Origin of the sequence: Nocardioides epinepheli (genome assembly GCF_037936805.1) — a bacterium.
Taxonomy (GTDB): Bacteria; Actinomycetota; Actinomycetes; order Propionibacteriales; family Nocardioidaceae; genus Nocardioides.
The window spans coordinates 160,217-180,287 of sequence record NZ_JBBMMC010000009.1 but is presented as its reverse complement, the minus strand read 5'-3'; the positions used below and the strand labels follow the sequence as shown (position 1 = coordinate 180,287).

At 71.7% G+C, this 20,071-nt stretch carries 19 protein-coding genes and 2 tRNA genes; 14 read left to right on the top strand and 7 right to left on the bottom strand.

The window, feature by feature from the left end; translation table 11 throughout:
• The gene (locus WMR31_RS14120) at positions 1–1,086 is read left to right on the top strand and encodes a 3-isopropylmalate dehydrogenase (protein WP_340539492.1); all 1,086 of its coding nucleotides are present in this window, start codon (positions 1–3) and stop codon (positions 1,084–1,086) included.
• A 112-nt stretch (positions 1,087–1,198) separates the two neighbouring features.
• The gene (locus WMR31_RS14115; RefSeq protein WP_340539491.1) at positions 1,199–2,272 is read left to right on the top strand and encodes a branched-chain amino acid aminotransferase; all 1,074 of its coding nucleotides are present in this window, start codon (positions 1,199–1,201) and stop codon (positions 2,270–2,272) included.
• Between the two features lie 16 nt (positions 2,273–2,288).
• Here the strand turns inward: WMR31_RS14115 and WMR31_RS14110 are convergent, their stop codons facing one another.
• On the bottom strand, positions 2,289–3,743 hold the full coding sequence (locus tag WMR31_RS14110) for an MFS transporter (RefSeq protein WP_340539490.1): 1,455 nt from the start codon (positions 3,741–3,743) through the stop codon (positions 2,289–2,291).
• Positions 3,740–5,065 carry a M20/M25/M40 family metallo-hydrolase gene (locus WMR31_RS14105; protein WP_340539489.1) on the bottom strand — a complete coding sequence of 442 codons (1,326 nt, stop codon included), beginning with the start codon at positions 5,063–5,065 and terminating at the stop codon, positions 3,740–3,742. Before WMR31_RS14105 ends, WMR31_RS14110 begins: the two co-directional genes overlap by 4 nt.
• A 119-nt stretch (positions 5,066–5,184) precedes the next feature.
• Here WMR31_RS14105 and WMR31_RS14100 point away from each other — a divergent pair, with 119 nt between their 5' ends.
• On the top strand, positions 5,185–7,038 hold the full coding sequence (locus tag WMR31_RS14100) for a serine/threonine-protein kinase (RefSeq protein ID WP_340539488.1): 1,854 nt from the start codon (positions 5,185–5,187) through the stop codon (positions 7,036–7,038).
• Positions 7,039–7,268: 230 nt separating this feature from the next.
• Positions 7,269–8,885, top strand: coding sequence for a citramalate synthase (cimA, locus tag WMR31_RS14095; protein ID WP_340539487.1), 1,617 nt, complete (start codon positions 7,269–7,271; stop codon positions 8,883–8,885).
• Here cimA and WMR31_RS14090 read toward each other — a convergent pair.
• Entirely contained in the window at positions 8,842–9,477 is a 636-nt protein-coding gene (locus WMR31_RS14090) for a TetR/AcrR family transcriptional regulator (protein ID WP_340539486.1), read from the bottom strand. The two genes, cimA and WMR31_RS14090, sit on opposite strands and share 44 nt — an antisense overlap.
• A 296-nt stretch (positions 9,478–9,773) precedes the next feature.
• Between WMR31_RS14090 and WMR31_RS14085 the strand changes: the two genes are divergently transcribed.
• From WMR31_RS14085 to WMR31_RS14075, 3 genes are read left to right on the top strand one after another with little or no spacing between them, the layout of a single operon-like run.
• The gene (locus WMR31_RS14085; protein WP_340539485.1) at positions 9,774–10,334 is read left to right on the top strand and encodes an NADPH-dependent FMN reductase; all 561 of its coding nucleotides are present in this window, start codon (positions 9,774–9,776) and stop codon (positions 10,332–10,334) included.
• Between the two features lie 29 nt (positions 10,335–10,363).
• Positions 10,364–11,788 carry an amidase gene (locus WMR31_RS14080; RefSeq protein WP_340539484.1) on the top strand — a complete coding sequence of 475 codons (1,425 nt, stop codon included), beginning with the start codon at positions 10,364–10,366 and terminating at the stop codon, positions 11,786–11,788.
• 8 nt (positions 11,789–11,796) lie between these two features.
• A complete protein-coding gene (locus WMR31_RS14075) occupies positions 11,797–12,336 on the top strand; it encodes a GNAT family N-acetyltransferase (RefSeq protein ID WP_340539483.1) in 540 nt (179 codons plus the stop codon).
• Between the two features lie 10 nt (positions 12,337–12,346).
• Here WMR31_RS14075 and WMR31_RS14070 read toward each other — a convergent pair whose 3' ends face one another.
• A complete protein-coding gene (locus tag WMR31_RS14070; protein ID WP_340539482.1) occupies positions 12,347–12,658 on the bottom strand; it encodes a hypothetical protein in 312 nt (103 codons plus the stop codon).
• A 64-nt stretch (positions 12,659–12,722) separates the two neighbouring features.
• Between WMR31_RS14070 and WMR31_RS14065 the strand changes: the two genes are divergently transcribed.
• Positions 12,723–13,727, top strand: coding sequence for a cation diffusion facilitator family transporter (locus tag WMR31_RS14065; RefSeq protein ID WP_340539481.1), 1,005 nt, complete (start codon positions 12,723–12,725; stop codon positions 13,725–13,727).
• Between the two features lie 51 nt (positions 13,728–13,778).
• Here the strand turns inward: WMR31_RS14065 and WMR31_RS14060 are convergent, their stop codons facing one another.
• Positions 13,779–14,012: a hypothetical protein gene (locus WMR31_RS14060; RefSeq protein WP_340539480.1), complete on the bottom strand. Its 234-nt coding sequence runs from the start codon at positions 14,010–14,012 to the stop codon at positions 13,779–13,781.
• A gap of 163 nt (positions 14,013–14,175) precedes the next feature.
• Between WMR31_RS14060 and WMR31_RS14055 the strand changes: the two genes are divergently transcribed.
• Complete coding sequence (locus tag WMR31_RS14055; protein ID WP_340539479.1) at positions 14,176–14,532, top strand: hypothetical protein; 357 nt, start codon at positions 14,176–14,178, stop codon at positions 14,530–14,532.
• Between the two features lie 10 nt (positions 14,533–14,542).
• Here WMR31_RS14055 and WMR31_RS14050 read toward each other — a convergent pair whose 3' ends face one another.
• Positions 14,543–15,187, bottom strand: coding sequence for a maleylpyruvate isomerase family mycothiol-dependent enzyme (locus WMR31_RS14050; protein ID WP_340539478.1), 645 nt, complete (start codon positions 15,185–15,187; stop codon positions 14,543–14,545).
• A gap of 68 nt (positions 15,188–15,255) precedes the next feature.
• Positions 15,256–16,161, bottom strand: a complete 906-nt coding sequence (locus tag WMR31_RS14045) for a 3-methyladenine DNA glycosylase (RefSeq protein ID WP_340539477.1) — start codon at positions 16,159–16,161, stop codon at positions 15,256–15,258.
• A 151-nt stretch (positions 16,162–16,312) separates the two neighbouring features.
• On the opposite strand from WMR31_RS14045, the gene WMR31_RS14040 reads away from it, so the two are divergent.
• From WMR31_RS14040 to WMR31_RS14020, 5 genes are all read left to right on the top strand, one after another.
• A complete protein-coding gene (locus WMR31_RS14040) occupies positions 16,313–17,122 on the top strand; it encodes a fumarylacetoacetate hydrolase family protein (protein WP_340539476.1) in 810 nt (269 codons plus the stop codon).
• Positions 17,119–18,606 carry a glutamate--tRNA ligase gene (gltX, locus tag WMR31_RS14035; RefSeq protein WP_340539475.1) on the top strand — a complete coding sequence of 496 codons (1,488 nt, stop codon included), beginning with the start codon at positions 17,119–17,121 and terminating at the stop codon, positions 18,604–18,606. The genes WMR31_RS14040 and gltX overlap by 4 nt, the downstream gene beginning before the upstream one ends.
• Entirely contained in the window at positions 18,603–19,580 is a 978-nt protein-coding gene (locus WMR31_RS14030; RefSeq protein WP_340539474.1) for a CPBP family intramembrane glutamic endopeptidase, read from the top strand. The genes gltX and WMR31_RS14030 overlap by 4 nt, the downstream gene beginning before the upstream one ends.
• Positions 19,581–19,822: 242 nt before the next feature.
• A tRNA-Gln gene (locus WMR31_RS14025) sits at positions 19,823–19,894 on the top strand.
• A gap of 89 nt (positions 19,895–19,983) precedes the next feature.
• A tRNA-Glu gene (locus WMR31_RS14020) sits at positions 19,984–20,056 on the top strand.
• Positions 20,057–20,071 lie beyond the last annotated feature (15 nt).

Genomic DNA, 20,071 nt, shown 5'->3' with positions numbered 1-20,071 from the left:
ATGACCAGCACCCCTCCCAGCACCGGCACCGTCCGACTCGCCGTCATCCCCGGCGACGGAATCGGTCCCGAGGTGACCACCGAGGCCCTCAAGGTCCTCGAGGCGGTCGCCCCCGACGGCGTCAAGTTCGAGCAGACCCACTACGACCTCGGCGCGGAGCGTTACCTCGCGACCGGCGAGGTGCTGCCCGACTCCGTCCTCGCCGAGATCGGCGAGCACGACGCGATCCTGCTGGGAGCCGTCGGCGGCAAGCCGAACGACCCGAACCTGCCGCCCGGGATCCTCGAGCGTGGCCTGCTGCTCAAGCTGCGCTTCGCGCTCGACCACTACGTCAACCTGCGCCCCTCGCGCATCTTCCCCGGCGCGACCTCTCCGTTGGCCGGACACGTCATCGACGGCCGTGAGGTCGACTTCGTCGTCGTCCGTGAAGGCACCGAAGGCCCCTACGTCGGCAACGGCGGCGCCCTGCGCGTCGGCACGCCGGCCGAGGTCGCCACCGAGGTGTCGGTCAACACCGCCTTCGGCGTCGAGCGCGTGATCCGCGACGCCTTCGCCCGCGCCCAGCGCCGACCGCGCAAGAAGCTCACCCTGGTCCACAAGACCAACGTCCTCGTCCACGCCGGCTCGGTGTGGTGGCGCCTGACCCAGGAGGTCGCCCGCGAGTACCCCGAGGTCACCGTCGACTACATGCACGTCGACGCCGCCATGATCTTCATGACCACCGACCCCGCCCGCTTCGACGTGATCGTCACCGACAACCTCTTCGGCGACATCATCACCGACCTCGCCGCCGCCATCACCGGCGGCATCGGCCTGGCGGCGTCCGGCAACGTGAACCCGGACCGAACCGCCCCCTCGATGTTCGAGCCCGTGCACGGTTCGGCGCCCGACATCGCCGGCCAGCAGAAGGCCGACCCCACCGCCGCGATCGGCTCGGTGTCGCTGCTGCTCGACCACCTCGGTCACCCCGAGGCCGCCGCCGTCGTCGACGCCGCGATCATCGCCGACCTGGCCGAGCGCGTGCCCGCGACCTCTCGCACCACCGCCGAGATCGGCTCCGCCATCGCGGAGCGAGTAGCCGGCTGACGCGCCCCGCACTCCATCGACGCCGGAGGGGCGCGCAGCGAACGCGCCCTCCGGCGTCGACACATTTCCCGCGGCTTTCCCAGCAGCGCATCCGAAGGACTAACTTGTGGCTATGGAGTTCAGCACCACGCTCGACAGCGAGCCCACCACCGACGAGCGGCTCGCCGAGATCCTGGCGAACCCCGGCTTCGGCACCCACTTCACCGACCACATGGTCACCATCGAGTGGACGCCGGAGCATGGCTGGCACGGCGCTCGCGTGACTCCCTACGGGCCGCTCACGCTCGATCCCGCCACCGCGGTCCTGCACTACGCGCAGGAGACCTTCGAGGGCATGAAGGCCTACCGGCACGACGACGGCTCGGTGTGGACCTTCCGTCCTGAGGAGAACGCCAAGCGGATGATCCGATCCAGCCACCGGCTCGCCCTGCCGGTGCTCGAGGTCGACGACTTCGTGCAGGCCGTCGACACCCTCGTGGCGGTCGACCAGCGGTGGGTGCCCGAGGCGGCGGGGGAGAAGAGCCTCTACCTGCGGCCGTTCATGTTCGCCAGCGAGTCGTTCCTCGGCGTCCGCCCCGCGCAGCACGTCACCTTCATGGTCATCGCCAGCCCGGCGGGCGCCTACTTCAAGGGCGGCGTCAAGCCGGTGACGCTGTGGCTCACCGAGGAGTACACCCGCGCCGGCCGTGGCGGCATGGGCGCGGCCAAGACCGGCGGCAACTACGCCAGCTCCCTGGTCGCCCAGCAGGAGGCCACCGCCCACGGCTGCGACCAGGTCGTCTTCCTCGACGCCCAGGAGGGCAAGTACATCGAGGAGCTCGGCGGGATGAACCTCTACTTCGTCCACGACGACGGCACGATCGTCACCCCCGAGACCGGCACGATCCTGGAAGGCATCACCCGCGCCAGCATCATCGAGCTGGCCGGCAAGCTCGGCCATCAGGTGATCGAGCGCCGCTTCTCCATCGACGAGTGGCGCGACGGCGTGGCCAGCGGCAAGATCACCGAGATCTTCGCCTGCGGCACCGCCGCGGTCGTCACGCCCGTCGGCGAGCTCAAGTGGGACGGCGGCTCGGTGCCCGCCCCGGCGAGCACCGACCTGACGATGCGGATCCGTGAGGCTCTCGTCGACGTCCAGTTCGGCCGCGCCGAGGACACCTTCGGCTGGATGCACCAGGTGGTCTGAGGGCCGACCTGCCCTCTCACGCCTCCGCCGGCACGACGCCTTCGGTGTCGCCTGCGTCGGCCGGCCGCGGCGTGAACGCGAGCACCAGCGCCGCGGCCAGCGCCGCGGCGGCGCAGATCGTCCAGACCGTGAGGTAGCCCGAGAGCGGGGCGTGGCCCTCGACCGGGTCGTCGATGGAGCCCGCCGAGGCGAGGGCGATCGCGAAGATCGAGGAGGCGATCGCGCCCCCGACGGTCTTGGTCGCATTGGTCATGCCGGTGGCGAATCCGGTGCGATCGGGCGGAGCAGCGGCCGCGGCGGACGCCGGCAGAGCGGCGACCAGCGCGCCCGAGCCGAGACCCGCGATCGCCATGTTCAGCAGGGCCTGGGCGGTGCTGTCGTGGAACGGCAGCCAGAGGGCGTAGCCCGCCGAGGTCAGCACGGCCGCTGCCACCAGGGCGCCACGGACGCCGAGGAGCCGCGTCGTGAGCGGCAGGCTGAAGGCGCCGAGTGCGAGGAAGATGACGTAGACCCCGATCAGCGTCGAGACGAAGCCTGCGTCGGCGCCCAGGCCGTAGCCCGCGACGTCGGGGTCGGTGCGGGCGAACGTCGACAGCGGGATCTGGGCGCCCAGCACCGACATGCCGAACAGGAACGCCGTCAGCTGGATCGGCCATTGCCCGGGAGTCGCCAGCAGCCGCACGTCGACCATCGGTGCCTCCTGTCCGGCCTCGTAGCGGGCGAACGGCACCAGGGCCAGGATGCCGGCCGCGATCAGCACCCACGGCAGCAGCGATCCGGGCCCCTGCACCCGCAGGGCCACCAGGCCGCCCATGATCAGGGCCAGTGCGGCGGTGACCAGGACCAGACCCGTCCAGTCGAACCCGCCGGTGGCCGTGCCGGGCACGTCCTCGACGCCGAACCAGATCGCCAGCAGGCACAGCGTCACCGCGATCGCCGGGAGCATCAGGACCACCGACATCGAGGTGGACTCCACGATGGCGCCCGAGGTGAGGGCGCCCACGATCACCGACAGCTCGAGGGCGCCGACCAGGATCGCAGCGGCGCGCCGGGTGAGCTGCCCCTGGCGGCCGGTGCCGGCCGTGCGGCGATGGATGATCGCCACCTCGATCGGCAGCCACACCACGAAGGCGCCCTGGAGGGCCCAGCCGATGAGGAAGGTCGTGAACGACGGCGCGAACACCAGGATCCACGAGCCGATCGCGGTGACCACCGTCGAGAGCAGCAGCACCCGCTTGTGGCCGACCAGATCACCCATCCTGGCCAGCGGGGCGACCACCAGCGCCGACACGATGAGCTGGGCGGCCTCGAACCAGTTGATGTCGGCGTCCGCGATGGACAGCGAGTCGGCGATGTCGGTGTAGATCGGTGTGTAGTAGCCCTGCAGGATGCCGCTGGCGATCTCGACGCAGACCAGGAAGCCGACGATCGCGGCCAGTCCGCGCACCGGCGTGGAGGGGAAGGTGCTCATCGGGGGAGGCCTTCGATGAGGCGGCGGTACCAGCGGATGCCATCGAGGAAGTCCTCGACGCCCAGGTGCTCGTCGTAGGAGTGGATGGCCTCCCGTTGCGCCTTCGACATGCGGAACGGCGCGAACCGGTAGACGCGCTCGCAGATCGTGGTGAAGAAGCGCGAGTCGGTGGCCGCCATCATCACGTACGGCGTCGCGACGGCGTCGGGGAACACCTCGCCGATCGTGGCCTCCAGGAGCTCGAACGCCTCGTCGCGGGGGCTCACCGGGCTCGGCTCGCTGGCCTCCACGACGTCGATCTGCACACGGTCGTCGCCGATCGTGCGCCGCACGTGCTCGATCGCCTCGGCGACGGTGTCGCCCACCATGACGCGGATGTTCACCCCGGCGCGAGCGGTCTGGGCGACGACGTTGAGGGCGGGGGAGCCCGACAGGGTCGTGACCGCGAACGTCGTGCGCGCCATGGAAGCCGCCTCCGGGCCGGCCGCGGCCAGGGCTCGCGCGAGCACGGGGCCCAGCCGGCCGGCGTTCGCCATCAGCGGCCGCAGCGCGAGCGGAGCGCGCCGCGCCATCCGACGGAACAGCTCGAGGGTCGGCTCTGGGATCCGCGCCGGCATCGAGGACGCGTCGAGCCGGGTCACGGCCCGGGCGATCCGTGCCGTGGGCCCGCGCCGGGCCGGCGTCGAGGCGTGACCGCCGCGCCCCTCGACCCGCAGCTCCAGAGAGGTGACCCCTTTCTCGGTCACGCCGATCACGCCGAGCGGGGTGCTCACTCCCGGGAACGCGTCGTGGGCGATCGCGCCACCCTCGTCGAGCACGAACCAGGGCGCGACGCCGCGGGCCGAGAGCTCCGCGACGGCGTCCGCGGCGCCTGGCCCGGAGACCTCCTCGGTGCAGCCGAAGGAGAGCCACACGTCCTGCGCCGGGACGAAGCCCTCGGCCAACAGGGCCTCCACCGCCTCGCAGATCGCGACCAGCTGGCCCTTGTCGTCCAACGTGCCGCGCCCCCAGATCGCGCCGTCGACGACGTCACCGCCGAAGGCCGGGTGCGTCCACTCGCCCTCGACCGGGACGACGTCGAGGTGGGCCATCAGCACCACCGGCCGCTCGTCGGATGCGCCGGGCCAGTGCACCAACAGGCCGTGCTCGGCGATCGACGTCCGCTCCAGCTCGTGCAGCAGGGGATAGCGGCGGGCCAGCTCGCGCCCGAACTCCACGAACGCCGCGGCGTCGACCCGACTCGGATCGCGGTCGGAGACCGTCGGGATCCGGATCAGCGCCGCGAGATTCTCCACCGCATCGCTCTCGTGCCTCCCAGACATGCAGGGACCCTAGCGGGATCACCGAGTCGGCGTTTGTGTTGAGCAGAAGTGCCGACTCGGCGTTCAGGTCGGGTCGCACGATGCGCGTGGGGCGGGGGAGACGCGGGTAACCTCGACGCGTGACGACCCGGCCCAGGAGCGAGTCGGCCCCCACGCTGCGCGCGGTCGGGCCGTACACGCTGCTGACCAAGATCGGCGAGGGCGGCATGGGCGTGGTCTACCTGGCCAGCCGCGACGGTCACGAAGGCTCAGGGGCCCCGGGGTCGCGGGTCGCTGTGAAGGTGCTGCGGCCGCACATCGTGGGCGACCAGGAGGCTCGGCACCGGCTGGCGCGGGAGGTGTCCTCGCTGCGCCGGATCCGCAGCCGCTGGGTCGCCGAGATCGTCGACGCCGACCCCTGGGGCGAGGTGCCCTACGTCGCCACGCGCTACGTCCCCGGCCTCTCCCTGCACGACGAGATCGCCGCGGAGGGACCGATCGAGGGCGCCGACCTGCTCTGGTTCGCGGGGGCGCTCGCCGAGGGACTCGCCTCGGTCCACGAGGTCGGCGTGCTCCACCGCGACGTCAAGCCGTCCAACGTCCTCATGGAGGGCCGCACCCCGATCCTCATCGACTTCGGCCTCGCCCGGGTCGCCGACGACCCGCGGCTCACCCACACCGGCTGGCTGCTCGGCACCCCCGGCTATCTCGCCCCCGAGATCCTGTACGGCGAGAACGCCACCGTCGCCTCCGACCTGCACTCCTGGGCCGCCACCGTCGCCTTCGCCGGCACCGGGGCGGCGCCCTTCGGCCGGGGGCCCGCGATGGCGATCATGGACCGCGTCCGCCGCGGCGAGCACGACCTCAGCGGCCTCACCGGCCCGCTGCGCGACGTCGTCGAGCATGCCCTCGACCCAGAGCCCGGCCGCCGCCCGACCCTCGACGCCGTCCTCGACTGGCTGCGCCCGCAGACCACCCGGCCCGCCCCGACCCTCGCGGCCCCGCCTGCTCCCGACCCCACCCCGCGACCCGGTGGCCGGGGGCCGGGCACGGCGCCGCGTCCGGTGCTGGCGGCCGTCCCGCCGCCTCCCGCGCCTGACGACGACGATCCGTTCGACGCGCCACTGGCGCTGGCGGCCCTGGCCCATGGTCCGGCCGCCGAGGTGGCCGAGGCCAAGGCTCCCACCGAGGCGACCGAGGTCATCGAGCCGGAGAGGCCCGATCCGGACTCGGATCCCGACTGGGACCCGACCCTGCTCGAACCCCTCTTCCCGGCCGCCACGACGCCGCAGTACTGGGATCCACCGGCTCCCGCGGCTCGGCCCGGGCAACAGCGCTACGTCGAACCTGTCGTCGAGCCTGTCCCCGGTCCAACCCACGACCCCGCCGCGATGGCGCCGCTCTACCTCGCACCCACCCCACCCCAGCCGGCGTCGCTGGCCGAGCGGACCCGCCGGATCGGACTGGTCGGCGCAGGATCGCTGCTGGTCGGCGGTCTCATGGCGGTCGCGCCGTGGATGACCCTCGCGGTCGTGGTGATCCTCGTCTGGCTCCTGCGCAGCGGCTCCCTGGCGGCCAGCGCGGTCGACCTGCGCCGCGGCGCGCGCGGGCGGAAGTGGTACGACGGACCGCAACTCGTGCTGAGCACGCCGTGGCACCTGATCCAGTCGATCCCGGGCGCGGCCATGCTCGTGATGTGGGCCGGCGGGCTGGCGGTCGCGGCCGCGCTGATCTGCTACGCCGTCGGCGCGACCGTGCCGACCACGCTGTTCGTCTGCGGGCTCGTCCTTGCGCCCTCGTTGTGGTGGGGCCCCGGCGGGAGCCGGCTGCAGGGCCCGCTGGGGCGCGTCATCGATCCGGTGAGCAAGGGGATCGGCACCTGGGCAGCCGCCATCGCGATCGTCTTGTCGCTCGCCGGCGTCGCGGTGCTGTACGCCGATGCCAAGGGGCCGTCGTGGGCGCCCGCCTCGGGTCAGCCGTTCGGTGGACGGTGAGCTTCGGCTGACCTCCGCTGACCTCGGCGTGGGCTCGGGGTGCCAGGGCAAGCGGTCCCGGATGGTGGACGGGATCGTCTCGACAGGTGACCGCACCGTGACCTCGTGGCACCATGGACGGGTGCTTCACCACGTGATCATTCGCTAGCGCACCGAGCCCCGCCCGGTGCGCCAACCTCTCGTCCTCACGGGAGGTTTTTTTGTTGCCCGACCGAACTGAGAGCAGACCGATGGACCTGCACGGCGCCTTCCATGTCTACGACACCACCCTGCGCGACGGGGCACAGCAGGAGGGGCTCAACCTGTCCCTCGCCGACAAGCTCACCATCGCGCGACTGATCGACGAGCTCGGAGTCGGGTACATCGAGGGCGGCTGGCCGGGTGCCAATCCGCGCGACACCGAGTTCTTCCGGCGTGCTCCCGAGGAGCTGGACCTCCGGCACGCCGTCCTCGCGGCGTTCGGGTCGACGCGCAAGGCCGGGGTACGGGCAGCCGACGATCCGCAGGTCGCGGCGCTGCGCGACAGTGGCGCCGGAGTGGTGACCCTGGTCGCCAAGTCGCACCCGCGCCACGTCGAGGTCGCGTTGCGCACCACGCTCGAGGAGAACCTCGAGATGGTGCGCGACACCGTGGCCCACCTGCGCGCCGAGGGCCAGCAGGTCTTCCTCGACGCCGAGCACTTCTTCGACAGCTACCGCAGCGACCCGGTCTACCCGCTGGAGGTGGTCCGCACCGCGGCCGCCGCCGGTGCCGAGGTCGTCGCGCTGTGCGACACCAACGGCGGGATGCTGCCGGGCTGGGTCGGCGAGATCGTCGCCGAGGTCGTGGCGGCCACCGGCGCCCGCGTCGGGATCCACGCCCACAACGACACCGGATGTGCCGTGGCCAACAGCATCGCCGCCGTCGAGGCCGGAGCCACCCACGTGCAGGGCTGTCTCAACGGCTACGGCGAGCGCACCGGCAACGCCGACCTCGTCACCACCGTCGCGAATCTCGAGCTGAAGCTGGGGCGGCAGGTACTGCCCGACGACGCCCTGCGCGAGGCGACCCGCATCGCCCACGCCGTCGCCGACGTCACCAACTTCCCGCCCGCCTCACGCCAGCCCTACGTCGGCACGTCGGCCTTCGCCCACAAGGCCGGGCTGCACGCCAGTGCGATCAAGATCGACCCCGACCTCTACCAGCACATGGACCCCGCCGGCGTCGGGAACGACATGCGGCTGCTGGTCTCCGACATGGCCGGACGCGCCTCGATCGAGCTGAAGGGTCGTGAGCTCGGCTTCGACCTGTCCGGCGACCGCGAGCTCGTGACCCGGGTGACCGACCGTGTCAAGGAGCTCGAGCAGGCCGGCTACACCTTCGAGGCCGCCGATGCCTCCTTCGAGCTGCTCCTGCTCGAGGAGGCCGAGGGACGCCGTCCGGCCTATGTCGAGGTCGAGTCGTGGCGGGTGATCACCGAGACGCCCCGCGGCCGTGGCGAGCACCGGAGCCCGGCCGACGAGGCCCTCTCCGAGGCCACGGTGAAGCTCAACGCCGAGGGCGTGCGCTACGTCGTCACCGGCGAGGGAAACGGTCCGGTCAACGCCCTGGACTCCGCGCTGCGCGAGGCGATCGGCCAGGCCTTCCCCGAGGTCGCGAAGTTCGAGCTGATCGACTACAAGGTGCGGATCCTCGACCAGGGCCACGGCACCGACGCGATCACCCGGGTGCTGATCGAGACCACCGACGGAGAGTCGACCTGGGTCACCGTCGGCGTGGGGCACAACGTCATCGAGGCATCGTGGGAGGCGCTGCTCGACGGCCTCACCTACGGGCTGCGCCGCCATCACTCCCGCGCAGGCTCCTAGATCCGATCACGCGGTCGACCAGGTCGTCCCAGCTCGCGGCGATCGCCTCGACCGAGCGTCCCTCGACTTCGACCTGCTGCTCGAGGATCGGGATCTCCAGCGGCGCGAGGAGTGCCGTGGCCAGGTAGCCGAGGTCGCCGGACACTCCGAGCTCGCCGAGCAGATAGCGCACGTGCATCGCCGCGAACGCCACCGGGGCATAGGCGCGGGTCCCGGCATGGCCGGCGGCCCGGATGAGCGCAGCGTGGCGGAGGGTGAGCTCGATCCGCGAGCGACCGAAGGCGCGCAGCCGATCGCGGGCCGACGCACCGGGGCCGAGCGGCGGCGGGCCGGAGAGGATGGCGGCCTGCCACTCGGACTCGGAGCGGTCCAGCAGGGCCGCCATCAGGCCCTCGCGGCTCTCGAAGCGCCGGAACACCGTGCCCTTCCCGACCCCGGCGCGACGGGCCAGGGCCTCGGTGGTCACCGCGTCCACGCCGTCGGACTCGACGAGCTCGGCGGCGGCGGCCAGCAGGATCTCCCGGTTGCGCGCCGCGTCGGCACGCTCGCGGGCCGGCTCGTCGGCCATCGGAAGCGACCGGCTCGGATCCATCCGCAGACCCTAGAGGAACTCGGGACCAGGCCCGCCGCCGGAGGTTGATCCAGCGAGCCCCGGCGAGCGCCGACCTTGCAACGTCCCCGCCGTCGGAGGTTGAGCAAGCGAGCGCCAGCGAGCGCCGACGAAACCCCGGCGACCGGCGCTGCCAGCGTTGGCGAGGTCGGTTATGAGGTTTCGTCGGCGGCCGACTGTCAGGCGGGCTCGTTGCTCGCCCTCCCGGCTTGCTCAACCTCCGAAAACTTCTCTGAGCAGGCCGGAATAGAAGCGGACCGCGGTCCGTTTAGTCGCGCATGACAATCAACGCCGCATCCAAGCCCACCCGCATCGCCGTCCTGGTCGGAAGCCTGCGTCCGGACTCGCTGAACCGCAAGGTCGCCGAGCGACTGCGCGACGACGCGCCTGACGGCGTCGTCCTCGACGTCATCGACGGTCTCGGCGAGATCCCGTTCTACGAGGAGTCGCTCGATGCCGCCGACACGCCCGCCGCGGCGATCGCCCTGCGCGAGGCCGTCGCCCCGGCCGACGCCGTCCTCGCGGTGACGCCCGAGTACAACGGCACCATGCCGGCGGTGCTCAACAACGCCATCGACTGGCTCTCGCGTCCCTACGGCCAGGGCGCGATCGCCGGCAAGCCCTTCGGTGTGATCGGCACGACCCCGACCCCCTACGGCGGCAAGTGGGCGCACGAGGACGCCCAGCGCTCCGCGCGGATCGCCGGGGCCAACGTCGTCGACGGCGCCGTGGCGTCCCAGTCGGTCATCGACGTCGACCCGCTCACCGACCGCGCCGTCAACGAGCGCTTCCACGACGTGCTCAACGCGCTGGTCGGGTTCGCGCCTGCTGCCGTCTGACCGAGAGGTTCGGCGGATAGGTTCATGGGGTGGCTGAGCTCCATGACCTGACCGCTCTCGAACAGGGGGCGCTGGTGCGCGACGGCACCGTGTCCCCGCTCGACCTCGCCGAGCACTACCTCGACCGGGCCGCCCGCCTCGACGACGTCGGCGCGTTCGTCACGCTGACGCCCGAGGCGGCGCGGGCCGCGGCCGCGGCGCTCGGCTCCGCGGCCGACCGGCCCGACGATGCCGGACCCCTGTGGGGCGTGCCGACGGCGATCAAGGACCTCAATCTCACCGCCGGCGTGCCGACCCGGTTCGGGTCGAGGGCCTTCGCCGACTTCGTGCCCGACGTCTCGGACGCCGTGACGCTCGCCCTCGAGGCCGCCGGACTGCCCAGTCTGGGCAAGACCAGCACGCCCGAGTTCGGCTCGCCCTGCTACACCGAGCCGGACGACGCCCCGCCCGCGGTGACGCCCTGGGACCGCAGCCGCATGGCCGGCGGCAGCTCGGGTGGCGCGGCCGCCGCGGTGGCCGCGGGGCTGGTCCCGGTGGCCCAGGGATCGGACGGTGGTGGCTCCATCCGGATCCCGGCGTCCTGTTGCGGACTGGTGGGCCTCAAGCCCTCGCGGGGCAGGATCAGTGCGTTCCCCACCTACGGGGATCCAGTAGGACTGGCAACTGCCGGCTCCATCGCGCGCACCGTGCGGGATGCCGCGGCGCTGCTCGACGTCATGGCCGGTCATCGGGTGGGAGATCCGTCGTGGGCCCCACCTCCTTCCGAGAGCTTCGTGGCCGCCTGCGATCGCGATCCGGGGCGGCTGCGGGTCGCGAGATTCAGCCAACCAGTCATCGCCGACATTCCGGTCGACTCCATCCACAGCGAGGTCGGTGCCGCCTACGAGGCCGCCTCCGTGCTGCTGGAGGAGCTCGGCCACGACGTCGTCGACGTGCCGGTGCCGCTCCCGGCCGAAGCGGTGCCGGTCTTCGAGACCTGCTGGGCGGTGCTCACCGCGCTCTCCGTCGTGCCCGCCGAGCGCGAGCCGCTCCTGCGTCCGCTCACGCGCTGGCTGGGCGAGCGTGGTCGAGCGGTCAGCGGCCCCGACTTCGGCCTGGCCATCGGGGCGATGCGTCGCTACGCGGCCCAGGCCCTCCAGGCCCTCGCTCCCTACGACGCCGTCCTCACCCCGACCCTGGCTCAGCCACCGCTCCCGGTGGGGGCACTGCGCGACGACGCCGACCCGGCACGCGACTTCGAGAACCAGAAGGCATTCACCCCCTGGACGTCGGCGTGGAACGTCACCGGGATGCCCGCGATCTCGCTGCCGTTGCACTGGACCGCCGATCCGCAGCCGCTGCCGATCGGCGTGATGCTCGCCGCCCGGCCGGCCGAGGAGCAGGTGCTCCTTGCGCTCGCCGCCCAGGTCGAGAGCGCCGCTCCCTGGCAGGACCGGCGGCCGCCCCGATGGTGAGTCCACGGGTGAGTACCGAGCTGATCGCGACCGCCCACCTCAGCGGCGAGGACCACGCGCGCATCCGCGACCTGATGGGCGCGGCCTTCGAGGACTTCACCGACCACGACTGGTCGCATGCCCTGGGCGGCCTGCACGCGGTCGTCAGGGAGGGCGACGACGTGGTGGCCCACGGATCGATCGTGTTGCGTCGCCTCCTCGTCGAGGGGCGCTCGCTGCGCTGCGGCTACGTCGAGGCGGTCGCGGTGGCCCCAGAACGGCGACGCGAGGGCCTCGGTGGCCAGGTGATGGCCGAACTGGAGGCGCTGGGCCCGGGCTACGACGTCCTCGCGTTGAGCTCGACCCGGGACGCCACGGCGTTCTATCGGACGCGCGGCTGGCGGGTCTGGCGCGGACCGTCGTCGGTGCTGACGCCGTACGGGCCCGACCGGATCGAGCCCACGCCCGAGGATGACGGGGCGATCCACGTCTACGGCGGGCCCGACGACCACCCCCTCGACCTCGACGCGCCGATCACCTGCGACTGGCGCGACGGCGACGTCTGGTGAACGCCGGCGATCAGGCCTCGATGCTCCAGCGGTCCTCGAAGTCGGCAGCGGTCAGGTTCTCGAGCTGCTCGCGCATCGTCTGGAGTGTGAGTGCCAGCTCCTCGGGCGGTCCGCCGTCGATCCGGGACGCCTCGGCGCCGTCCGCGCGGCGCCGGATGACCAGGTCGCCGGCCGACTGGTCGTAGATGCCGAGACCGGTACCGATCGCGCCGGCCAGGCTCGCGACCAGCCGGCGCACCCGCCCACGCACGGGCGCCTCGACGGCCACGGTGTAGTAGCCGCCGGCCGGATCCTCGACAGCCGGATCCTCGACGTCGTCCATGCCCCGAGCGTAGCGATCGACCGGGCGGTCGCCTGGCCGAGCCGAACGACCGTAGGGTCGGAGGGTGAGCAGCAGTCCCGAGACCACCACCACCGGTGATGCCGGCGCCAAGAGCGAGTCGATGCTGACGGTGATCGTCGCCTTCGCCGCCAACCTCTTCGTCGCCCTCGCCAAGTCCGTAGCGGCTGCGATCACCGGGTCGGCGGCGATGCTCGCCGAGGCCGCGCACTCCTGGGCCGACACCGGCAACGAGGTCTTCCTGCTGGTGGGGGAGCGCCGGGCGGCCAAGCCCGCCGACCCCTCCCATCCGATCGGCTACGGCCGGGAGGGCTACATCTGGTCGATGTTCGCGGCCTTCGGCCTCTTCACCGTCGGCGCGGCGGTCTCGGTGTGGCACGGCATCACCTCGCTCAACGCGCCGGAGGAGGAGACGTCCTACGGGTGGGGGTACGCGGTGCTCGCGATCGCCTTCGTCCTGGAGGGCACCTCGTTCTTCCAGGCGTGGCGGCAGACCCGTACGGGTGCGGCGCGCCGGCGGATCAGCCCGTTCCGCTACGTCCGGATCACCTCGAACCCGATGCTGCGCGCGGTCGTCGCCGAGGATCTCTCCGCCCTGATCGGCATCGTCATCGCCGCCGGCGCGATGGGCCTGCACCAGATCACCGGCGACCCGGTGTGGGACGCCGTCGGCTCGATCGCGGTGGGCGTCCTGCTCGGCTTCGTCGCGGTGTTCCTTATCCGGCGCAACATGGACTTCCTCGCCGGCGAGGCGGTGACCCCGCTGGCCCGCAACGTGGTCCTGACCGCCTTGCTGGAGCATCCCGAGATCGAGCGGGTCAGCTTCGTGCACATGGAGTGGGTCGGCGCCGACCGGATCTTCGTGGTCGCCGCGGTCGACGTCGTCGGCGATGCGCGCGAGACCGAGCTCGCTGCGCGGCTCCAGGCCGTCGAGGACTCCCTCAACGCCAGGCCCGAGATCCAGCAGGCCGTGCTCTCGCTCACCCGGCCCGGCGACCCCACCGACCTGCGACCGGGCAAGCTGCCCGACTGGTATCTAGGGAACCACTGATCCTGCGGCAAGGAGCGCCGCCCGGGCGAGAGCCCGGGCGGCGGTGGCACGTCAGTTGACCGCCTTGAACCGGCCGGCAGCGTCGTAGGTGACCGAGGCGCTGTCGCGAGCGCTGTCGACCAGCACCAGGATGCGGACCTTGCCGTTGTCGAACTGGTCGCGTTCGACCGCCACCGCCACCGTCTCGGCCTTGAAGTCGACGCGCTCGAGGGCGTCCTCGGCGGCCTCGGCAGCGACCTCGGGTCCCACGGTGTCGGCCGGGAAGAGGCTCGCCTCGACGGTCATCGAGTCGGGGGCGAACTGGACCCGGGTGACCTTGAAACCCGGCCTGTCGGCCCCGACGACGTCGACCAGCTTCGCGTACCTGGCCTTCGAGGCTTCGACGTCGATCTTGTCCCTCGGCGCCGCGCCTTCGGAACTCGCTCGTGCGCCCTAGCGTCGGACCCTCATGAAGCGGTTCCTCGTGACGTGGTGTGCCATCACCGGCCTCTGGCTGTCCGCCGGATGTGGCGGGCAGCCCACTGCGACGCTCGATGCCGCCGCCGGGGCCGACCGCCCGTCCGCGGTGCCGGACTGCGACGAGGCGTCGACGACGACGATGTTCCTGGACCACGCGAACGGGCCCGGCGCCTACCACTCGATCCGCCGGGCGGCCTCTGCCTACGTCCACCCCGGTGAGAGGCTCCGGGTGAGCGGTGGATCGGCCTACGTCGAGGATCCGGCGGGCCGACTGGTCCGACGGTTGACCATCGGGACCGCGGCGCGCGGCACCTACCGGGTCGTCCAGGTCGACGAGTACTGCTGACCGCTGGAGGTCAGCGAGCGTCGAGCCGCGCCCACAGGGTGGTGACGCCGGGTCCCGAGAGCCGGTCCAAGGCGGCCGGACGACCCGCGAGGGCGAGCAGGAGTTCGGCGTCCGAGCCACGGACGAGAGGCCCGGTGCCCGCCGCCCACGAGGAGTCCGTGGACTCCAGGCGCAGGCCGGCGATTCGCTTGCGTCCGCCCATGAGCCGGTTGGTGGTGAGATAGCTCAGGACCGCGGCGCGCACCGGCGCCGGCGTCTCGTGGACGCGGCCGAGCGGGCGGGCGACGTCCTGGGCGTGGACGACGAGATCCATCAGCGGATCCATCGCCGAGCTCCCCGGGAACCGCCTGCTGGACTGAGCACTCTCGCGCAGCTGGTCGATGAGCTCGGCGGTGCTGAACCGGGCCGCGCGGTCGGCGGCGAGGTCGACCTCCATCCGGTCGAAGCTGCCGCGCGCGCGGAGGATCGCCCTGGCCAGCATGGGGATTCGCAGCCGGGTGGTCGTCGTCAGGTGGGCGAGGACGTCGCGCACGCTCCACGCCGCGCACAGGGACGGGGTCGCCAGCTCCTCCTCGCTCAGCTGGGCCATGAGGTCGGCCACGGCCAGCCGCTCCGCGCTCACGGCCGCGGCCACCTGGCCGGGTTCGACGGTCATCACCATGCCCTTCCGACCGCGCGGGCGTGGGGGAGTCATCGGTCGTCGTCGAGCTCGGTGCGCCGGGCTCAGCGAGCTATCGCCACGCGGGAGTTCGGACCGGGCGCAAGCAGCCGTTCGCACTCGCCGACCAGTCGCGCGCGCAGCGGCGCGCCACGCTCGGCGAAGCCGCGCTGGGCGTCTGCGTACTCCCGCTTGCCCTCGGCCGTCTCGATCGGGATCGGCGACCACCGGCGTCCGTCGCCCAGGTCGAGGCCCGACAGGTCGTACGGCGCCGCACGCATGTCCATGATCCTGATGTCGCGGGCCAGCTCGAACGCGTCCGCGACGAGGTCGGAGGAGACCATCGGCGAGAGCCGGAAGGCGTGCTTGTAGAGGTCCATGCCCGCGTGCAGGCAACCCGGCTGCTCGAAGTCGGGGCGGTCGTCGGTGCGTGGGGTGAGGGTGTTGAGCGGCCGGGCCGCGGGCGTGAAGAACCGGAAGGCGTCGAAGTGCGAGCAGGCGATCCGGTGCGACTCCACCACCTCGTCGGTGCCGGCAGAGCCCAGGCGCAAGGGCCAGTCGTGGCGGGTCTCGTCGCCGTCGAGCCGGTAGACCATCGCCCACTCGTGCAGGCCGAAGCAGCCGAAGTGGGCGGGCCTCGCGGCGGTCGCGGCCAGCAGCCGATGCAGGGACTGAACTAGCGGCCGCTGTGCGACCACGAAGCCGGGATCGACGACGGCGTCGGCTCCCTCGGTGCGGTAGCCCTTCAGACCGCCGTAGGCCGCCGCGCCGTCGACCAGCCGCACCCCGACGCCGGGATGCCAGCGTCGAAGTTGCGCGGGGCGGTAGGAGTAGTAGGTGAACAGGAAGTCGTGCACCGGGTGCTTCACCTGGTCGCGGCGCCGTTCCAGGTGCGGTCCGACGAACTCCTCGACCCGATCGGCATGCGCCGCCGCGCGCGTCTCCCACACCTCTCGCGCCAGCACCTCCACGGGCCGCAAGCCTACGAGGCGTGCCCACGTCGGCGCCGGGATAGTCCCGGGCGTTCGGGTTGCCGGATCGCGGAAATGACAACCCGAACGCCCGGGACTATCGCGAAGATCCGCAGTTTGTGCGGCGGTGGGGGGTCGATAGGCTCGCGCCGTGCGTATCGCGAGGTTCACCACGGGCGAGGAGCCGCAGTACGGCGTCGTGACGGGGGAGGTCGACCAGTTCGGCCAGCCCGAGGAGGGGGCGAGCATCGTCGCGCTGGCCGGCGACCCGCTCTACGTCGGCGTCAAGCTGCTCGACGACGAGCGTCCGCTCGAGGACGTCCGGCTGCTGGCGCCGGTGCTGCCGCGCAGCAAGGTGGTCGGCATCGGGCGCAACTACGCCGCCCACGCCGCGGAGCTGGGCAACGAGGTGCCCGAGGAGCCGATGATGTTCCTCAAGCCCAACACCAGCGTGGTGGGTCCCGGCGACCCGGTGTTCTACCCGCCGCAGACCCAGGACCTGCAGTACGAGGGCGAGCTCGCCGTCGTCATCGGGCGGATCTGCCGCGACGTCCCGCCCGAGCAGGCCACCGACGTCATCTACGGCTACACGATCGGCAACGACGTCACCGCGCGCGACCTGCAGCGCAAGGACGGCCAGTTCACCCGCGCCAAGGGCTTCGACTCCTTCTGCCCGCTCGGCCCCTGGATCGAGACCGACCTCGACCCGCAGGTCTTCACCGACGGCGTGCGCATCCAGACCTTCCTCAACGGCGACGTCGTGCAGGACGGCTCGACCGCCGACATGATCTTCGACGTCCCGGCCCTGGTGTCGCACGTGTCCAGCGTGATGACCCTGCTGCCCGGCGACGTCATCCTCACCGGCACCCCCGAGGGTGTCGGTCCCATGCAGCTCGGCGACGAGGTCGAGGTCTCGATCGCCGGACTCGGCTCTCTCACGAACAGGATCGCCCAGCGATGAGCACCCCCGCAGTCCCGACCGGCCCCGCAGTACGTGTCCGGATGGCGCCCAGCCCGACCGGGAGCCCGCACGTCGGCCTGGTCCGCACCGCCCTCTACAACTGGGCGTTCGCGCGTCACCACGGCGGCACGTTCGTGTTCCGCATCGAGGACACCGACGCCGCCCGCAACACCGAGGAGTCCTACGCCGCGCTGCTCGAGCTCTTTCGCTGGCTCAAGCTCGACTGGGACGAGGGCGTCGAGGTCGGCGGCGAGTACGGTCCCTACCGCCAGTCCGAGCGCGGCGACCTCTACCGCGACGTGCTGGGCCGGCTCGCGGCGTCGTCGTACACCTACGACTGCTTCTGCACCAACGAGGAGGTCGCCGCACGACGCAAGGCGGCCGGCTCCAAGCTCCAGGGCTACGACGGCTTCTGCCGCACCCTCACCGACGAGCAGCGCGCGGTCTTCGAGGCCGAGGGCCGCACCTCGATCGTCCGGTTCCGGATGCCGGAGGGCACGATCGCCTGGACCGACCTCGTGCGCGGCGAGGTGTCCTTCGACACCGAGCACGTGCCAGACTTCGCGCTGTGCCGCGCCAACGGCGATCCGCTCTACACGCTCACCGCACCGGTCGACGACGCCACGATGCGGATCACCCACGTGCTGCGCGGCGAGGACCTGCTCTCGAGCACCCCGCGGCAGATCGCGCTCTTCGACGCCCTGCGCGAGATCGGGGTGGCCGAGGCGACCCCCGAGTTCGGGCACCTGCCCTACGTGATGGGCCAGGGCAACAAGAAGCTGTCCAAGCGCGACCCCGAGGCCAATGCATTGGCCTACCGCGACCAGGGCTACCTCCCCGAGGGCCTGCTCAACTACATGGCCCTGCTCGGGTGGGCGATCGCCGCCGACCGTGACGTGTTCACCCTCGAGGAGATGGTGGAGGCGTTCGACATCCACGACGTCAACGCCAACCCGGGCCGCTTCGACCTCAAGAAGTGCGACGCCATCAACAGCTCCCACATGCGGATGCTCAGCACCGACGAGATCACCCACCGTGCGCTGCCCTTCCTCAAGGAGGCGGGCGTGGTGTCCGAACCGGTCTCGGACGCCGACGCCCAGCTCCTCGAGCGGGCGATGCCGCTGGTGGCAGAGCGGATCAACAAGCTCACCGAGGCCGTCGACATGCTCGGCTTCCTGTTCGTCGACGAGGCCGACTTCACCCGTGACGAGGCCGACGTCGCCAAGCTGCTCGACGACACCGGTCTCGACGTCGTCCGCGCCGCGCGCGACGCGGTGGCCGACCTGCCGGTGTGGTCCACCGAGGCCATCCAGGCCGCACTGCAGACCGCGCTGGTCGACGAGCGCGGCCTCAAGCCTCGCGTCGCCTTCGGTCCCGTGCGGGTCGCGGTGACCGGTCGCCGGGTCTCGCCGCCGCTGTTCGAGTCGATGGAGCTCCTCGGGCGCGAGCGCAGCCTCGCGCGACTCGACAGCGCGCTCTCGTGACCTCCTCGGCCCAGGAATCGCGGCCGGAGGAGGGTCTGGAGTACCACCAGATCTACCGAGCCGGGCGGCAGCCGGTGCTCGGCTGGTCGCTCGGCGGCGTCCTGACGGCGGCGGCGCTGTTCTTCCTGGTCAACGCCCTGGTCGTGGCGGTCGCCTTCCAGCTGTGGTGGGCTGTCACCGGCGTGCCCGCCGACGACTGGCCCGATCGCCTCGCCTCGATCACCGACACCGACCACGTGACGCCGTCGGTGCTGTTGTTCGTCAACCTGGTGCTGGTGCTCGGCATCCCCACCGCCTGGCTGTGCGTACGGCTCTTCCAAGGACTCCGCCCGCGGTGGCTGGCCTCGGTCCGGCCGCGGATCCGCTGGGGCTGGCTGGCGGCGTCCTTCGGCATCGCGATCGTGGTGTTCGTCCTCACCCTGTTCCTCGGTGCCCTCGTGCCGACCAGTGCGGATGGCGAGCAGATCTCCGGGCAGCTCAACGAGTTCACCCCGGTGGTCCGAGACTTCCTCCTGGTGATCGTGCTGCTCACCCCGCTCCAGGCGATCGCGGAGGAGTACCTGTTCCGCGGCTACCTGACCCAGGCGACGGGCTCGATCTTCGAAGGCCTGTGGACCTCTCGGATCGTGGCGGTGCTGGTCCCGGCCACGCTCTTCGCGCTGGCGCACGGGGCCCAGGACTTCGCGGTGTTCGCCGATCGGTTCGCCTTCGGCATCTCGGCCGGGATCGTGGTGATCGCCACCGGGGGACTGGAGGCCGGGATCGCCTACCACGTGCTGAACAACCTGCTCGCCTTCGGCGTCGCCCTGGCCTTCGGCGACATGACCACGGTGCTGACGCCCGAGGGCGGCAGCTGGTGGGGAGTGCTGATCACCGTGATCAAGTCCGTGATGTTCGTCGGGCTCTCGATCCTCGTGGCGCGCAAGCTGGGAGTGGCCACGCGAACGTCGGGTCAGGCCCCAGGGAGCCACTGATCGATGTCGGGACGGCGCCAGCGCCTCCCGGGCGGCACCCTGGCGGCGTTGCCGGACGCTTGAAAGACGCCGAGTCTGCCTGGCGCGCCGGCGCCTTGCCAGGCCGCCACCCGAACGACGCTGGCATCCACCCGCACTGATCAGTGATTCCCTGGCCGAGTTGGCCCGTCGAGACACCCGCGTGTAAGGTTTCGACTCGGCCTGCGGACCTCGCGCCCGAGGGCCGAACACCAGTAAGACAGTGGGATATGGTGTAATTGGCAACACGACTGGTTCTGGTCCAGTTATTCTAGGTTCGAGTCCTAGTATCCCAGCGAGATCGGGGTCATCGGCCCCGATTTGTCCCGGCCACAGGGGGATCTGTAAGGTTCTCCGAGTCGCCTCCAGAGATGGAGCGGGACACGCCCCCGTTGTGTAGCGGCCTAGCACGGCGCCCTCTCACGGCGTTAGCGCCGGTTCGAATCCGGTCGGGGGTACAACACCGGCCCGCC

Coding starts and splice junctions, on each gene's coding strand:
- WMR31_RS14120 (WP_340539492.1), top strand. CDS start 1: ATGACCAGCACCCCTCCCAGCACCGGCACCGTCCGACTCGCCGTCATC.
- WMR31_RS14115 (WP_340539491.1), top strand. CDS start 1,199: ATGGAGTTCAGCACCACGCTCGACAGCGAGCCCACCACCGACGAGCGG.
- WMR31_RS14110 (WP_340539490.1), bottom strand. CDS start 3,743: ATGAGCACCTTCCCCTCCACGCCGGTGCGCGGACTGGCCGCGATCGTC.
- WMR31_RS14105 (WP_340539489.1), bottom strand. CDS start 5,065: ATGTCTGGGAGGCACGAGAGCGATGCGGTGGAGAATCTCGCGGCGCTG.
- cimA (WP_340539487.1), top strand. CDS start 7,269: ATGGACCTGCACGGCGCCTTCCATGTCTACGACACCACCCTGCGCGAC.
- WMR31_RS14090 (WP_340539486.1), bottom strand. CDS start 9,477: ATGGATCCGAGCCGGTCGCTTCCGATGGCCGACGAGCCGGCCCGCGAG.
- WMR31_RS14085 (WP_340539485.1), top strand. CDS start 9,774: ATGACAATCAACGCCGCATCCAAGCCCACCCGCATCGCCGTCCTGGTC.
- WMR31_RS14070 (WP_340539482.1), bottom strand. CDS start 12,658: ATGGACGACGTCGAGGATCCGGCTGTCGAGGATCCGGCCGGCGGCTAC.
- WMR31_RS14060 (WP_340539480.1), bottom strand. CDS start 14,012: ATGACCGTCGAGGCGAGCCTCTTCCCGGCCGACACCGTGGGACCCGAG.
- WMR31_RS14055 (WP_340539479.1), top strand. CDS start 14,176: ATGAAGCGGTTCCTCGTGACGTGGTGTGCCATCACCGGCCTCTGGCTG.
- WMR31_RS14050 (WP_340539478.1), bottom strand. CDS start 15,187: ATGACCGTCGAACCCGGCCAGGTGGCCGCGGCCGTGAGCGCGGAGCGG.
- gltX (WP_340539475.1), top strand. CDS start 17,119: ATGAGCACCCCCGCAGTCCCGACCGGCCCCGCAGTACGTGTCCGGATG.